Source organism: Aliiglaciecola sp. NS0011-25 (assembly GCF_040370605.1).
Taxonomy (GTDB): Bacteria; Pseudomonadota; Gammaproteobacteria; order Enterobacterales; family Alteromonadaceae; genus Aliiglaciecola; species Aliiglaciecola lipolytica_A.
Map to the genome: position 1 here is coordinate 179,453 of NZ_BAABWR010000005.1, position 15,466 is coordinate 194,918.

At 42.7% G+C, this 15,466-nt stretch carries 12 protein-coding genes; 9 read left to right on the top strand and 3 right to left on the bottom strand.

What is annotated here, in order from left to right:
* Nucleotides 1-9 precede the first annotated feature (9 nt).
* Complete coding sequence (locus tag ABWV72_RS06365) at nt 10-324, top strand: DMT family transporter (protein WP_216047888.1); 315 nt, start codon at nt 10-12, stop codon at nt 322-324.
* Between the two features lie 40 nt (nt 325-364).
* Nucleotides 365-778 (top strand): ACT domain-containing protein, encoded by a 414-nt coding sequence (locus ABWV72_RS06370; RefSeq protein WP_353369391.1) that lies wholly within the window; start codon nt 365-367, stop codon nt 776-778.
* A gap of 73 nt (nt 779-851) precedes the next feature.
* Here ABWV72_RS06370 and ABWV72_RS06375 read toward each other — a convergent pair whose 3' ends face one another.
* Nucleotides 852-1,889 (bottom strand): YHYH protein, encoded by a 1,038-nt coding sequence (locus ABWV72_RS06375; protein WP_353369393.1) that lies wholly within the window; start codon nt 1,887-1,889, stop codon nt 852-854.
* A gap of 380 nt (nt 1,890-2,269) precedes the next feature.
* Between ABWV72_RS06375 and ABWV72_RS06380 the strand changes: the two genes are divergently transcribed.
* From ABWV72_RS06380 to ABWV72_RS06410, 7 genes are all read left to right on the top strand, one after another.
* Nucleotides 2,270-3,460, top strand: a complete 1,191-nt coding sequence (locus ABWV72_RS06380) for an efflux RND transporter periplasmic adaptor subunit (RefSeq protein ID WP_216047891.1) — start codon at nt 2,270-2,272, stop codon at nt 3,458-3,460.
* 3 nt (nt 3,461-3,463) lie between these two features.
* Complete coding sequence (locus ABWV72_RS06385; RefSeq protein ID WP_303500346.1) at nt 3,464-6,625, top strand: efflux RND transporter permease subunit; 3,162 nt, start codon at nt 3,464-3,466, stop codon at nt 6,623-6,625.
* Complete coding sequence (locus ABWV72_RS06390) at nt 6,618-8,048, top strand: efflux transporter outer membrane subunit (RefSeq protein WP_353369396.1); 1,431 nt, start codon at nt 6,618-6,620, stop codon at nt 8,046-8,048. The genes ABWV72_RS06385 and ABWV72_RS06390 overlap by 8 nt, the downstream gene beginning before the upstream one ends.
* A 68-nt stretch (nt 8,049-8,116) precedes the next feature.
* On the top strand, nt 8,117-8,797 hold the full coding sequence (locus ABWV72_RS06395) for a response regulator transcription factor (protein ID WP_353369451.1): 681 nt from the start codon (nt 8,117-8,119) through the stop codon (nt 8,795-8,797).
* 2 nt (nt 8,798-8,799) lie between these two features.
* On the top strand, nt 8,800-10,104 hold the full coding sequence (locus ABWV72_RS06400; protein WP_353369398.1) for a sensor histidine kinase: 1,305 nt from the start codon (nt 8,800-8,802) through the stop codon (nt 10,102-10,104).
* Nucleotides 10,105-10,196: 92 nt separating this feature from the next.
* A complete protein-coding gene (locus ABWV72_RS06405) occupies nt 10,197-12,593 on the top strand; it encodes a fatty acid cis/trans isomerase (RefSeq protein ID WP_342805670.1) in 2,397 nt (798 codons plus the stop codon).
* Between the two features lie 1,046 nt (nt 12,594-13,639).
* On the top strand, nt 13,640-14,416 hold the full coding sequence (locus ABWV72_RS06410) for a BPSS1780 family membrane protein (RefSeq protein ID WP_353369400.1): 777 nt from the start codon (nt 13,640-13,642) through the stop codon (nt 14,414-14,416).
* A gap of 45 nt (nt 14,417-14,461) precedes the next feature.
* On the opposite strand, the gene ABWV72_RS06415 is transcribed toward ABWV72_RS06410, so the two are convergent.
* Both ABWV72_RS06415 and ABWV72_RS06420 read right to left on the bottom strand, forming a co-directional pair.
* Nucleotides 14,462-14,881: a hypothetical protein gene (locus tag ABWV72_RS06415; RefSeq protein ID WP_342805646.1), complete on the bottom strand. Its 420-nt coding sequence runs from the start codon at nt 14,879-14,881 to the stop codon at nt 14,462-14,464.
* A gap of 150 nt (nt 14,882-15,031) precedes the next feature.
* Nucleotides 15,032-15,427: a DUF3718 domain-containing protein gene (locus ABWV72_RS06420; RefSeq protein WP_342805644.1), complete on the bottom strand. Its 396-nt coding sequence runs from the start codon at nt 15,425-15,427 to the stop codon at nt 15,032-15,034.
* Nucleotides 15,428-15,466 lie beyond the last annotated feature (39 nt).

Genomic DNA, 15,466 nt, shown 5'->3' on the forward strand with positions numbered 1-15,466 from the left:
AGCGTTATTATGTCTTGGTTTATTCTCATTATTGCAGGGTTTTTGGAAGCTGGTTGGTTAGTCGGTATTCAAAAATCTGAATCATTTACTCATATTCCCTACGTTATACTTGCTGTGTTATCTATGGCACTGAGTTTACTGTTGTTTTCAATTGCAACAAAAGACATTCCCATTAGCCATGCATATCTTGTTTGGTTGGCTGTTGGTGCGTCTAGTATTTCAATTATTAATCATTACTTCTTCGATCAAAGCCTTTCTATTAAACAACTTATTTGTTTAATTATCATTGCGTTGGGAGTTATTGGTTTGAAGTTGAGTAGTTAATTTCAAGAAGATTTACGATTATAAAAAGAGTGAGATATTTATGTCTGGTGAAAAAGATTTAGCCAAACTTATTGCTTCAATGGAACCCGTTTTGTTGCCACAAGAGTATGTGTTTGCGACTTTTGAAACTTATGATTACCAAATGTTGCAACAGTTGAAACCGATAAGCACGTTTTTAGAAAAAGAAGGTATGTCGGTGATTATTGAAAAACACCTCGCCGATAAGCAAAAAATTGCTTATTCAGGGGTATTTAAGTGTATTACCCTAAATGTGCACTCAAGCCTTGATGCCGTTGGTTTAACCGCCGCTATCTCTAAAAAACTTACCCAATCCAATATCAGTGCAAACGTGGTTGCTGGTTATTACCATGACCATATCTTTGTGAGTACTGGTGACGCTACTCAAGCAATGAAAGATTTAACAGACCTGTCTCAAAGCGGCTTGGTTAATTAACACGTCGAATTCCTTTTGTTTAGAGCATGCCCACCAATACTGGCATGTCTATCGCAATGGAACCGCGGGTAAGTTATTTTTCATGGGGAGGGGGTGCGCCATTTGGAGGACCTCCTGGGTCATTAGGCCCTCTTGGAGGGCCGCCAGCGGGGCGAACAGATTCGCCGTGTAAGCAACCGATAAACATATTTTCACTCGGACTGGCAGCATGGTAATGGTAGCCTCGCGTTTCATCATAGTCACCACGACATTCATCAAGCTGTTCAGTTTCCCGTCCCTGAGAATCTTTCATTGCATAAATTCCGTAACCATCAGAGGCATAACCTATTAACGGAGCATGACCATCATCGGTGTCTTCGAGGGTATCAGTGCAGCCGGTGGTCGAATGATAGTGATAGCCTTGATGGACGTTAATATGTCCACCACAATCGTCAAAAGCTGCGATGGTATAGGCTCCTAGAATGGCATCAATTGGCGCCGGACCAGATAGTTCTGTGCCGTCTAAGGCAATGCCTACCGTATGAACCCGTCCGGTTTCAGCAGCAGGAATAGGTTGGGTAGGAATTAGATAAGTCAGTGAAAAGTCGTCATCAAGGTATTCTAGTTCGCATTCAATGCAGTTTTGCATATATTGTTCTTCAACGTCAGGCCGTGCAGCCCCTAAACAGGCTGCTTTGGTCGCGGTGTAGCGCACATTTCCAGTGTTGGCTTCATACACCATCCACTTTTCGTCACCGTAATATTCACCTAGCTTTAAAATGAACTCACCGGTGATATCTACTAAATCGCCAGTCCCCTCTTTACTAAACCAAGTTCCGCCTTTATCTGCCCCATCGGTGATTTTTCTCGGGCAAAAAGGACCAGGTTCACGTCCTGCTGGCGCCCCAGAGGTAACTAATTTATAGCAGGTGGTTTTTGTGCCTTCAGCTGTTTCACAGTCAACGATTGTCGGCGTTTCGAGAAACGCTCCTTCGGCAAACATGGAAAGGTCTATGCCCTTGGCACTGGCTGATTGCGTAACATTCTTGACCGAAGCGTCGTTGCATCCTGTTAATGCAATCGCAGCAGACACAGCCACCATCATTAATGGCCATTGATATGATAATCCCATGCTTTAACCTCTGAATTCTGATTTTACTAAGCTAACTTTTCATTAAGTATACTCATTAGTCTACAGAATAAATGTGCAGATATTATGAAGTGAGGCGGTTTAAAGTCTAAAAACAGTAACACTAATTATAGAGAATGTGCGCTGTTAGAAATAACTAGTTACTCCTACTTAATCCCACTGACAACCAATATAAACAATAATCGTAAAGATTTATGAACATATTTTAAAACAGCATAGATACGTTAACCCTACCTTAACCATCAGCTTGTTAAGCTTTGCTTCAATTATAGGCCAATACAATTTATCGATAGTGCATTGCACAATCATAAAGTGGCTTTCGCCTCATCTTATTTTGTGTATTTAATTAGGAATGCTTAATTATGAAATCTTCAATCAGCATCGTGGGACTGCTTACGGTAGTAACTTTGCTAAGTGGTTGCCAGCAAGAAAGCGCACCCCCGAAAACCGCCTCTGTGCCAGTCGTATCTTATGTTGCAGTAACAACGGGTGAGCATAAAATTGATACTAAAATGCAAGGTCGTGTTGTTGCTTCCTCAATTGCAGAAGTACGCCCACAGGTAGGTGGCATTGTGCAACAGCGTTTATTCAATGAGGGCAATACCGTAGAAAAAGGTGAATTGCTCTATCAAATTGATCCGGCTACGTATCAGGCAGCTTACAATGAAGCAAAAGCAAATTTGAACAGTGCTAAGGCTTCGCTAGAAACGGCTAAGTTGAAGGATGAGCGTTATGCGAACTTGTTGAAGTTTGAAGGTGTTTCACAACAAGATGCTGACGATGTTCATGCGACTTATTTAGAAGCGAAAGCCAATATTGAAAAGTATGAAGCCGCATTAGCTTCTGCGTCTATCAATCTTGAATTTACTAAGGTTACCGCTCCTATTTCTGGGCATATTGGCATTTCCAATGTGACTCAAGGGGCATTAGTTACTGCGCAGCAAACTACCGCCTTAGCGACTATCCGCAAACTTGACCCTATCTATGTGGATATGACAAAAAGCAGTAAAGAATTGCTTAAATTGCGTCAAATGTTGGGTTCCAAGGGGATTTCCGAAGGCACAACTGAAGTTTCACTTACCTTGGAAGACGGCTCTGAGTATGACCACAAAGGCCAGTTGAAAATGCAGGAAGTGTCAGTAGATGCGTCAACCGGTACTGTCACCCTTCGCGCTGAATTTCCGAATCCAAATGGTTTGTTATTACCTGGAATGTTCGTAAGAACTCAAGTAAATGAAGCGGTCAATCAACACGCAATACTCGTTCCACAACAAGGTATTTATCACTCAGCCACAGGCGAAGCTTATGCCTATGTTATTGGTGAGAATAACTTAGTCGAAAAACGCACTGTTGAAACCGTTAATGCCGTTGAAAACAAATGGTTGATCTCAAGCGGATTGTCAGAGAACGATAAGCTCTTAGTTGAAGGGGCTGGTAAAGTTCGTCCTGGCAGTGAAGTTAAACCTGTATTGGTTGAAATGACCGAGCAAGGCACCATGATCACCGTGGTTAAACAAGACCAAAATAGCTCCTCTGTACAAGTGGGAGTGTAGTTGATGTTTGCTCGCTTTTTTATTGATCGCCCAGTATTTGCTTGGGTTATCTCAATCATCATTATGCTTACGGGTATTGCCTCTATTTTATCGTTGCCTGTAGCGCAGTACCCAAGTGTGGCACCGCCTGTAATCAGTGTAAGTACTAGCTATACAGGGGCGGATGCGGCCACAGTTGAAAACAGTGTTACGCAAATACTAGAACAACAGTTAACAGGGTTAGATGGGCTTCTGTATTTTTCGTCTTCTAGCACGTCTGATGGTGCAGCTTCGGTTAAAATCACCTTTGAAGAAGGGACTGATCCTGATTACGCGCAAGTACAGGTACAAAATAAAGTTGAGCAAGTTAGTACTCGATTTCCTGAGTCGGTGCAAGCACAAGGTGTCACAGTTACTAAATCCAATTCAGATTTTTTATTGGTAGTTGCACTGTATGATAAAACCGATCAGGCGACAGCCTTTGATGTAGCAGACTATATATCTTCCAACCTACAAGACTCTCTAGCACGAATTGAAGGTGTTGGTGACGTCAGAGTATTCGGTTCGCAATATGCCATGCGTATTTGGTTAGACCCGAATAAATTAGCGGCTTATGAGCTTATGCCGTCAGACATTAGCAGTGCATTAAGCGCACAAAATGTTCAGGTTCCTGCTGGTAAAATAGGTGCCGTACCTACGCTGGCTAATCAAGAATTGAATGCTACTGTGACTGCCCAATCGATGATGTCTACGCCGGAAGAATTTCGCAATATTATTGTTAAATACAATTCAACGGGGGCGAATGTACGCTTAAGTGATGTCGCTCGAGTGGAAATTGGCAGTGAAAGTTATAGCGCTATTCCACGTTTGAACGGCCATCCAGCCTCAGGTATTGCCATAATGTTGTCACCTGGAGCAAACGCCCTTGATACGGCCACGCGGGTTAAAGATAAAGTGGCTGAACTGTCGGTCAACTTACCTGACGGTTACGAAGTGACCTTCCCCCGTGACAGCACAGCGTTTATTAAAATATCCATAAGTGAAGTGGTACAAACCCTGATTGAAGCGGTTATTTTAGTTGTGCTGGTTATGTGGTTGTTTTTGCAAAATTGGCGGGCCACATTGATCCCTGCTATTGCTGTGCCGGTAGTTTTATTGGGGACATTTGGCGTGCTGGCGGCGTTTGGGTTTTCAATCAACACACTGACTATGTTCGGTATTGTCTTGTCCATTGGTTTGTTGGTAGATGATGCCATTGTTGTGGTAGAAAACGTCGAACGTTTGATGCGCGAAAAGAACCTATCGCCACGTGATGCGACCATAGAGTCTATGTCGGAAATTAGTACGGCACTGGTGGGAATCGCGGTTGTGTTATCTGCTGTATTTTTACCTATGGCGTTTTTTGGTGGCTCCACAGGTGTAATCTATAAACAGTTCTCTATTGCTATTGTCTCTTCTATGACGTTATCGGTTATTGTCGCGTTAACCCTGAGTCCTACGTTATGTGCCAGTATGCTTAAACAAAGCAACCATAGCAGTGAAGGTAAGGGCTTTTTTGCTCGTTTTAATCGCGGTTTTGAGCGCATGACGAAGTCTTATACTGGCCATGTCGAAAGCATTATTGCGCGTAAAGTTCGCTGGGTTTTGGTGTACGGTGGCATAGTTGTTGTTTTAGGTTTGCTAATTGTTCGTCTACCTACTGGTTTCTTACCTCAAGAAGATCAGGGCAGCACTATGTTTCAAATTAATTTGCCCCCAGGTGCATCCATCAAGCGTACACGGGCCGTGGCAGAGCAAGTCGAGCAATACCTGCAGGAAAAAGAGTCTGACATTGTTATTCGTTCCTTTTCTATTTCCGGTTTTAATTTCGCCGGTAGTGGCCAAAATGCGGGTATGGGATTTGTTGCATTGACGCCTTGGGATGAGCGACCTAACGAAGAGCAAAGTGCAGATGCGCTAATTAATCGAATGAATAAAAACCTGTCTAGTATTCGTGATGCCAGCGTATATTCTATGTCGCAGCCGGTGATTCAAGGGCTAGGGCAAAGCAATGGTTTCACCTTTGAATTGCAAGCCGCAGCGGGCACAACTCGTGATGAGCTTACCCAATTGAAAAATGAGTTGCTCGAAAAAGCACGACAAAGCAGTTTGCTTGTTGGGGTCAGAGAAGGGGCGTTAAGTGATACTCCTCAACTGAAAATTGATATTGATAATGGCAAAGCCACCGCACTTGGATTGTCATTATCAGATGTATCTAGCACCTTAACCTCAGCTTGGGCTGGAACTTATGTAAATGACTTTATTGATAATGGTCGGGTGAAAAAGGTCTATTTAGAAAGTGATGCGCAGTTCCGTTCGAAACCTGAAGACCTGGGTGAATGGCATGTTCGTGGCACCAACGCTGATGGTGAAACGAGTATGACGCCTTTCTCCGCTTTCAGTACTATTTCTTGGTCAAGCGCACCACAAAGTTTGTCTCGTTTTAATGGAATTGCGTCTTATCAGCTTCAAGGTGCGGCAGCCAGTGGCGTCAGTTCGGGTCAAGCTATGGCTGAAATGGAGCGCTTAACCCAAGAAGTGGGGCAGGGAAAATTAAATTTCTCATGGAGTGGATTATCTTACCAAGAAAAATTATCTAGTGGACAGTCCTCCACCCTCTACGCTATTTCCATTTTAGTGGTTTTCTTAGCGCTAGCGGCGTTATATGAAAGTTGGTCGGTGCCGTTATCGGTGATTTTAGTTATCCCGCTTGGTGTTGTAGGTGCAGCATTGGCAGCCAGTTTAAGAGGTTTGGAAAATGACATTTATTTCCAAGTAGCTCTGGTTACTACCATTGGATTGGCTTCAAAAAATGCGATTTTGATTGTGGAATTTGCAGAGTCTTCTTATCAACGCGGTATGTCGTTGATTGATTCTGCTGTGCACGCTGCCAAGTTGCGTTTAAGGCCAATCATTATGACGTCTCTTGCGTTCATTTTCGGAACCATACCATTGGCTATCTCATCCGGTGCAGGAGCTAATAGTCGAATTTCCATAGGTACAGGAATCGTTGGTGGAACCTTCACCGCAACTGTTTTGGGGATTTTCTTTGTACCTTTATTCTTTGTCATCATCCGTGGCTTATTCCCCAAAAGGCGTCCGGTTTATGATGATGCTGTTAATACAGGGGAGAAAGCTGATGCGTAAATTCTCTTTACCTAACAAGGGTGTCGCTCGTTTATTACCTATTGCTGGTGCTTTGATATTGGCAGGTTGTAGTACTTTATCGCCTGAATATACACGTTCAGAACTGCCTGTTGCACAGACATGGGAAAATGCTCCCCAAGCGCAGACTCCCGGTTTATCAGACCAACAGGCCGCGCAGGTGCCGTGGAAAAGCTTTATTAAAGATCCACGCTTAACTCAGGTTATTGAACTTGCCCTGAAAAGTAATAGAAGCTTGCGCCAAACTTTAGCCGATGTAGAAGCTGCCCGTGCAACTTATCGAATCCAAGATGCCGAACTGTATCCGCAGATAAATGCAGGATTAAGCGGTAATCGTACTAAGGCCTCGTCAGGAAATATTAGTACGACCTACCAAGCTGAAGGTGGTTTAAGTAGTTACGAAATAGATCTGTTTGGCAAAAACCGCAGTTTAAGTGCGGTGCAAATGGAAGCTTATTTGTCGAGTCAAGAAACGGCAAAGGCGGCGAAAATTTCTCTGATTGGTGAAATTACCAGTGCTTGGTTAACCTTGGCTGCTGATAAAAACCAGCTCAAATTGGCTCAGGAAACGGCCACTAACGCGCAAAAAACCATGGATATAACCAATAAAAGGTTAGAAATGGGAATCGATTCTAGAATCGATGTGGCCAGCGCTGAAACCATTTATTATAACGCCCGTTCTGATATTGCTAGTTATACAACCCAAGTGGCGCAAGATCTGAATGCACTGCGTTTGCTTGTGGGCGAGCAACTAGACGACAGTTTATTGCCAGAACTATTACCAAGTAGCGAAAGTTTAGTCACTGATGTACCTGTTGGCTTGTCATCATCTGTATTGTTGCAGCGTCCCGATGTATTGGCAGCTGAGCATACTTTGAAATCGGCCAATGCCAATATTGGTGTTGCTAGAGCAGCCTATTTCCCAACGTTATCTTTAACTGCAACCGGTGGTTTGGCTAGTTCGGTACTCGCAGATATATTCAGCGGCGGTGCAAGTTCAATCTGGACCCTTGCACCTAGTATCAGCTTGCCAATATTTGACGGTGGTTCTAATGATGCCAACCTAGCGTACAGCGAAGCTCAGCAACAGAAGTACTTAGCCGCATATGAATACACTATTCAAAGCGCGTTCTCAGAGGTCGCCGATGCGTTAGCACGCAGAGCAACTATTCAAGAGCAGCTAAATAGTCAAAAATCCTTGGTGTTGGCAGCAACTCGCAGTTACGTTTTATCCCTTGCCCGCTATAAAGGAGGTATCGATAACTTTCAAAGCGTTTTAGAAGCACAGCGAACAATGTATCAAGCCAATCAATCGCTGATTCTGACCAAACAAGCCGACTTGGAAAATCGTATCACTTTGTATCGAGTTTTGGGTGGCGGACTAGCTGAAGAGAAAACTGCGTAACACAAATGTCTATACTCACGGGTAAGACAACTGGCGGTTATTAAAGCAAATTAGGAATAGTTAAATTAATCATGAACGTATTGTTAGTTGAAGATGATATCGACCTTGCCACAACCATAGTTGATTATCTTGAGATCGAGTCTATCGAGTGCGATCACGCAAGTAATGGTTTAATGGGATTAAGTTTAATCGAAAGTAATCATTACCAAATGATAATACTTGATATTAACATGCCTAAAATGGATGGTTTAACGCTATGCAGCACCCTACGGGAAAGAGGCATGGATATTCCTATTTTGATGTTAACCGCCCGAGATAGCCTTGATAACAAATTACAGGGTTTCGAGGCGGGTAGTGATGATTATTTGGTTAAACCCTTTGCCATGAAAGAGCTGGTGGCACGGGTACAAGTGCTTGCAAAACGGCGAAGCGGAGAAGTTAAAAAGTTAGCCGTTGGTGATTTAAGTTTAGATTTAAGCCAACACACTGCACATTTAAAGCAGAATACGCTAAAACTTTCGCCAATCGCATTTAAGATACTCGAGGTCTTGGTGCGGACCAGTCCGCAAGCTGTGAGTCGGCAACAACTTATGCAACAGGTTTGGGGCGACGAACAACCAGACAGTAACAGCCTAAAAGTACATATCCATCATCTACGAAAGCAGTTGGATGTTGAGCATAGTAATGTAAAGCTTGAAACTGTCTCAGGTGTTGGATTTGCTATTAAAGTGGAAAGTGAAGGAAATTAATCGTGAAAATTAGGCCAAGTCTTAAGCTACACTTTTTTTTTAGCGTCGTATTGCTTGGCTCCTCTATGGTCATTGGTTTTTCGTTTTTAAGTGTTAACTACTTTGTGGATGGGCTCGACAGGAGTCTAAATGGCATAATGTTCGAAATCGCCAAAACCACTGAAGTTGAAGATCAACATCCTAAAATTATCGCCGGCATTCATGTTGCTAGTCGTTGGCAAGATACCCCTAAACTCATACGGCAACATTTCCCCAATCCACCGTCGGAAGTAGGACAGTTACTCAAGATAAAAGACCAAGCCACTATTTTATCCATGCCTAAAAATCTGTACTTTGTGGTTTTGTACCATGGCCCTAATGGTGAAGAAAGATTCATATCTAAGGTCATGCTAGAAAAAGACTTTGTGCCAAATTACTCCGATCTGCATCCTACTAACCGCTTAATATGGACGGCTATAGTCGCTATTATCGCCATATTATTATTTGCTCTTTTACTGGTAATGATAATGCTAAAAGTCACTAAGCCTCTTGAATCATTAAAAAGTTGGGCTAAGTCTTTAGATAAATATAATCTTCATTCGCCGCCCCCTGATTTTACCTTTAACGAACTCAATGTATTGGCTTCGTTGGTGCAGAGTAGTCTGGTGTCAGCACATCAAAGTTTAGAACGAGAACAGCGTTTTCTCAGCTATGCCAGTCATGAATTGAGAACACCTATTGCAGTTATTCGAAGTAATGTTGACTTATTGCAGCGCATAAACGAGAAAGTTCCCACCAGTGAAAAGCAGAAGCTTACGTTAGAACGAATACAGCGGGCTGGTCTTACTATGACGAATCTGACGGATACATTTCTTTGGTTGAGTCGGAATGAAGAATTAAACGTAGCGCCAGAAACGGTCAAGCTGGATGAAAAAATTAGACAGGCCTGTTGTGACTTAAACTATTTGCTCAGCGGCAAAGATGTAGAGGTCAAAGTGGAAACGGAAGAGTGCGAGGTAAATACCGTCGCCGTTGCCTGCCACATTGTTATCAACAATTTAATTCGAAATGCCTATCAGCATACTCAACACGGTGAAGTGAAAATTGAACAACAAGGCAGTCGAGTGATAATCATTAACACCAATACCAGTAATGATAATACTTCACCTATGGTTGATTCGAATGATAGCAAAGTAGCTTTTGGTTACGGTTATGGATTGGGGTTACAATTAAGCGAAAAAATTATTAATCACCATGAATGGCATTATGAAAAGACCAGCACTCCTGGATTTTATCAAGTTACAATAGACTTTAACGGTCACAATTAGTTGCCCTAGGTTAAGGTGATTAATTTACAATACTTAATTCCGCCCTTTTTTGCCTAAAGCTTTGGCGTTTCTAATGTCTCAATTGGACTAATATGCAGTACAAACAGAAAAGATGGATCAAGATGTTCATCGGCATCATTCTGATATGTTCAGGATGTGCAACTATCGCAAACCTTGATTTAAACCGACTTTACGGTGAAGAAAATACCGATAACCGGATCAATGCAACAACTGAACAATCTTCGCCAGACAGCGCCGCCACAGTTTTTTATGAGACCGAAGTTGCACCTGTTATAAATGCGCGTTGTGTGGTTTGTCATGCTTGTTATGACGCCCCTTGTCAGTTAAAAATGACACACCCTGAAGGCATCGAGCGAGGTGCAAATAAAGAGAAGGTCTATCACGGCTCACGTATTATTGCCGCCACGCCTAATCGACTTTTTATTGATGCGCAAAGCTCAAGTGAATGGCGAGAGCGGGGATTCTATCCAGTATTAAATGAGCGCGAACAGTCAGCTGTGGCTAACACTCAAGCTTCGGTGTTAGCAAAAATGCTCACCTTGAAAAAGCAAAACCCGTTACCAGCCGATAAATTGTTAGATGAGCGCTTTGATGTCAGTATCGACCGCAGCCAACAATGTCCCACAGTGCAAGAGTTCGAAGGTTATGCCCAAAGCCAAGCATTTGGAGGGATGCCTTATGCGCTGCCTGAATTGAGCGATGATGAACATAACACCTTAATCAATTGGATTGAACGAGGTGCTTACATGCCAGCGCCAGCGCCTATTTCGGTTGCAGAACAACAGGCGGTGCAGCAACTAGAAGATTTTTTAAACGCTGAGAGTTTGAAAGAGCAATTGACCGCTCGTTACATTTACGAGCATTTGTTTAGCTCTCATCTGTATTTCAGTGAGCTAAGTGATGACGATGTTCAACCGCAGTTTTTCAATATGGTACGTTCTCGAACGCCCTCTGGGCAGCCGATAGAAATTATTGCTAGTCGTCGTCCGTTTGATGATCCTAAGGTAGAGCGGGTTTATTACCGCTTGTTCCCAGTGCACTCAACAATAGTCAATAAAACCCATCAACCTTATGCCATCAACAAAATTCTGACCGACAAATGGCAAAAATGGTTTATTGAAGCGGATTATACAGTCACAAAAATGCCTAGCTACGAGCCGAAAATCGCAGCCAATCCGTTAACCGCGTTTAGTCAATTACCGGTCAACGCTCGTTATCGTTTTATGTTAGAGCGTGCACAAAATACTATTATGGGGTACATCAAAGGTCCCGTTTGTCGCGGACAAGTCGCGTTGAATGTGATTAACGACAGGTTTTGGGTGTATTTTGTAAAGCCAGAAGTAGCCGCTTCCCCTCAGATCAATCGATTTTATGAAACACAAAAAGACAACCTGCGTTTACCTGCTGAAAAACAAAGTACCGCTTTTGCTGTAACTTGGATCGAATACGCTTCTCGTCAAGGTGATTACATGCGGGCCAGGCAAAACTTCATGAACACTGAACTGGAAAAAGACTACCACTTTAGCCCTGACGATATTTGGGATGGTGATGGTGAAAATCAAAATGCCACATTGACGGTATTTCGTCACTTTGACAATGCTACCGTGATCAAAGGTTTAGTAGGTGAACCGCCTAAAACAGCGTGGGTTATTGACTATGCCCTGCTGGAACGTATTCATTACTTGTTGGTCGCAGGCTTTGATGTGTATGGTAACTATGGTCATCAACTGATGACTCGTTTATACATGGATTTTTTACGTATGGAAGGGGAAACTAATTTCTTAGCATTTTTACCACCAGATAGTCGGCGTGAAGAGTTGGCTTCTTGGTATCAAAAATCTGGTCCCGAATTGACGTCATTTTTTGAAGGTAATGTGCATATTTTTGATCAACCAAGTGGCATTGAATTTAAGACCAAGAATCATAAACAAGAGCTATTTGATATTTTTGCGGAACACTTAAAAAAGGTGCAACCTGTTCGTTACCAATTGAAAGAGAGTGAGCTAACAGGCAAAAGCAAGGCGCTGCTGGCTCAGTTAGCCAATATTAAAGGAAAAAGTGCGTCTGTATTGCCGGAATTAAGCATGATTATGGTTGAACCAAACGATGGCAAACAACCAGAAATTTTTACTCTTGTACGTAACAGTGCGCATTTTAATGTGAATAGCTTATTTTCTGAAAGTGCCAATCGAGATCCAAAAAATGATGACGTAACCTTAGTGCATGGATTGCTCGGTAGTTACCCAGATGCGTTCTGGCGAGTCAAAGAAACTGAGCTTGCTCCCATGGTCGCATTGGCGCAAAAAATTGAAACAGAACAAGATTATGCCGCATTTTTAGACTCATTTGCAGTGCGTCGAACCGCTGCAGACTTCTGGCAATTTAGTGATAAGCTAAACCAAATTTTCAAGCAGCAGAACCCTATCGAAGCAGGCTGGTTAGATTACAACAGGTTGGAAAATCGTTAACCTTTTCGCGATCTTGTAGTATGGCCTTTTAGGCCATGGAAAACCACAACAACCGCGGCGCTAAAGCATCCGCCTACAATTCCAAATCCGTAGCATGGCTTTTAGGCCATGGAAAACCTAGCAACCGCGGCGCTAAAGCATCCGCCTACAATTCCAATCCGTAGCATGGCCTTTAGGCCATGGAAAACCTATCAACCGCGGCGCTAAAGCATCCGCCTACAATTCCATATCCGTAGCATGGCCTTTTAGGTCATGGAAAACCTAACAACCGCGGGGCTAAAGCATCCGCCTACAATTCCAATCCGTAGCGTGGCCTTTTAGGCCATGAAAAACCCAACAACCGCGACGCTAAAGTACCCGCCTACAATTCCAATCCGTAGCATGGCCTTTTAGGCCATGAAAAACCACAATAACCGCGGCGCTAAAGCACCCGCCTACAATTCCAATCCGTAGCATGGCCTTTAGGCCATGAAAAATCTAACAACCGCGGGGCTAAAGTACCCACCTACAAATTTCAATCCGTAGCATGGCCTTTAGGCCATGGAAAACCTAACAACCGCGGGGCTAAAGCACCCACCTACAAATTTCAATCCGTAGCATGGCCTTTTAGGCCATGAAAAACCGCAATAACCGCGGCGCTAAAGCATCCGCCTACAATTCCAATCCGTAGCATGGCCTTTCAGGCCATGGAAAACCACAACAACCGCGGCGCTAAAGCATCCGCCTACAATTCCAATCCGTAGCGTGGCCTTTAGGCCATGGAAAACCCAACAACTGCGGCGCTAAAGTACCCGCCTACAATTCCAATCCGTAGCATGGCCTTTTAGGCCATGAAAAACCACAATAACCGCGGCGCTAAAGCATCCGCCTACAATTCCAATCCGTAGCATGGCCTTTTAGGCCATGGAAAATATATATAGAACACAGGGTTAGGTGCATAAAAGTTGTATTCATCAGCATTCTAATGATAATTTCACGTCTACTAAAAAAATCATTAGAAAAATTCTTAGTTCTAATGATGTTGGGAATTTACATAGGAATAAAAAATGGATAATAACGAAAATAGCCCGTATCAAGCTCCCGAGTCTGATCTTACTTCAACAGAGGCACCTACTGGATCTTGGGTTTATACCGGCCCATCAAATAAAGCCGTCGGCGATGGAATGACATGGATATCAGAAGGTTTTAGTTTATTTAAGCAAGATATTGGTATGTGGATAGTGACCATGATTGTTGGCTTCGTTGTCGCAATTGTGATCAATATTATTCCTTTCATCGGCTCAATCATTAGCATGTTTTTAACCTATATTTGGGTAGGTGGATTGATGTTAGGTTGTCAGGCTGCAGCAGAGGGTAAGCCCTTTGACATCAAATATTTGTTTGCTGGATTCTCTTATCGCGCAGGCAGGCTAGTGGGCTTATCTGCAATTGGTACTGTTATCAGTATTGTCGTTATGTTTGTAGCTATGGGTTCGGTATACATGGACATCCTAGCAGGAGAGAGCAGTCCTGAAATGATGGGTGCGCAATTTTGGTTATCATTTTTAGTCGCAATGGCGTTAATGTTGCCAATGGTAATGGCAGTATGGTTCGCTCCAGCATTAATCGTATTACAAGATATGCCGGTTTTTGCTGCGATGAAGGAGAGCTTTATCGGGTGCTTTAAAAACGTGATGCCATTCTTAATCTACGGCATAGTGATGTTGGTGCTGTACATTTTAGGCGCTTTACCATTAATGTTAGGTTTGTTAGTGGTTGTACCTTTGTTGTTCACATCAATGTACATTTCTTATCGTTCAATTTATCTGACCGAAGCTGCATAAGCTAGCAACAATAGCTGGAGTCATCCGTGACTCCAGCGTTCCAATCTAGGATATGTAAGCGCCCATAAGTGCGATCAAAATGATTAGTAAATGAGGAACTAAAACAGTTGGAGTTAGTGCATTTGTCGCATAACTCACAATCAACTTAATGCTACTAGGACGGTTAAACTCCCATTGGCTATTGTATTGCATACCAGTGTCTTGCATCGGATTTAGTAATGCTTTTTCAACTGCCAAAAGTCGCTGACTAATTCTCCCCTGAAAGGTTTTCCAAATTCCATCGAGCATCCAAAATACGATACACAGTGAAGGTACGATAAAATCAAGCTGTACATGAAACACTAAAAAGCTGCATAAGATCACACTGAAAACTTTAATCAACAATGAAAATTTCTCATAACTGTCGTATTGGTACTGTAATGTTGTCCATTCTTGTTGCAGGGAGCTAGGGTTAACTATGTCCAAAATTTATTCCTATTTATACCGGCGCTAGGTTCAAAAGTATTTGTAATTCAACCTCAGTATTACAGACAAAAAAACGGCTCGCAATGGAGCCGTCAAATTTTGTTGTTGGTATTGCTTAGCTATTATTTATCTCATCATGTTGATGAATAATTAAATACGTTCGTTCAAAACGCTGGCAATTGCAGAATCCATCAAACCTTGTTCAGAAACCCAAGCTCGCAAGGTTTTACCGTCAGATTCAGGCGCATTCAACTGACTTTTTGGCATTTTTTTAACTAACAAAGTCCCGGTTTCAATTGCGCCGGCTTTAAATGCAGTGCGAATTAGGCTTTCTCCATTACAACTTACAGAAGCGTAATAGTCTTGAAGTTTAAGTCTGTAGTCGGTTTGAACGACTTTCATTTTTTTACGTAACTCGGTTTTATCATCCGCTTGAACAATAGTGCAGATATTTTTCAATGCTTCATTCACGTCAGCTTGAGCTTGCCCAGCGAACACAAATGAAAAGGCAACAATAGACAGCGAAGTTTTAACTATTTTCAACATGGTTATTTCCTCAATAAATTAAAGTTTAAATTTTAAGCG

Coding starts and splice junctions, on each gene's coding strand:
- ABWV72_RS06365 (WP_216047888.1), top strand. CDS start 10: ATGTCTTGGTTTATTCTCATTATTGCAGGGTTTTTGGAAGCTGGTTGG.
- ABWV72_RS06370 (WP_353369391.1), top strand. CDS start 365: ATGTCTGGTGAAAAAGATTTAGCCAAACTTATTGCTTCAATGGAACCC.
- ABWV72_RS06375 (WP_353369393.1), bottom strand. CDS start 1,889: ATGGGATTATCATATCAATGGCCATTAATGATGGTGGCTGTGTCTGCT.
- ABWV72_RS06380 (WP_216047891.1), top strand. CDS start 2,270: ATGAAATCTTCAATCAGCATCGTGGGACTGCTTACGGTAGTAACTTTG.
- ABWV72_RS06385 (WP_303500346.1), top strand. CDS start 3,464: ATGTTTGCTCGCTTTTTTATTGATCGCCCAGTATTTGCTTGGGTTATC.
- ABWV72_RS06390 (WP_353369396.1), top strand. CDS start 6,618: ATGCGTAAATTCTCTTTACCTAACAAGGGTGTCGCTCGTTTATTACCT.
- ABWV72_RS06405 (WP_342805670.1), top strand. CDS start 10,197: ATGCAGTACAAACAGAAAAGATGGATCAAGATGTTCATCGGCATCATT.
- ABWV72_RS06410 (WP_353369400.1), top strand. CDS start 13,640: ATGGATAATAACGAAAATAGCCCGTATCAAGCTCCCGAGTCTGATCTT.
- ABWV72_RS06420 (WP_342805644.1), bottom strand. CDS start 15,427: ATGTTGAAAATAGTTAAAACTTCGCTGTCTATTGTTGCCTTTTCATTT.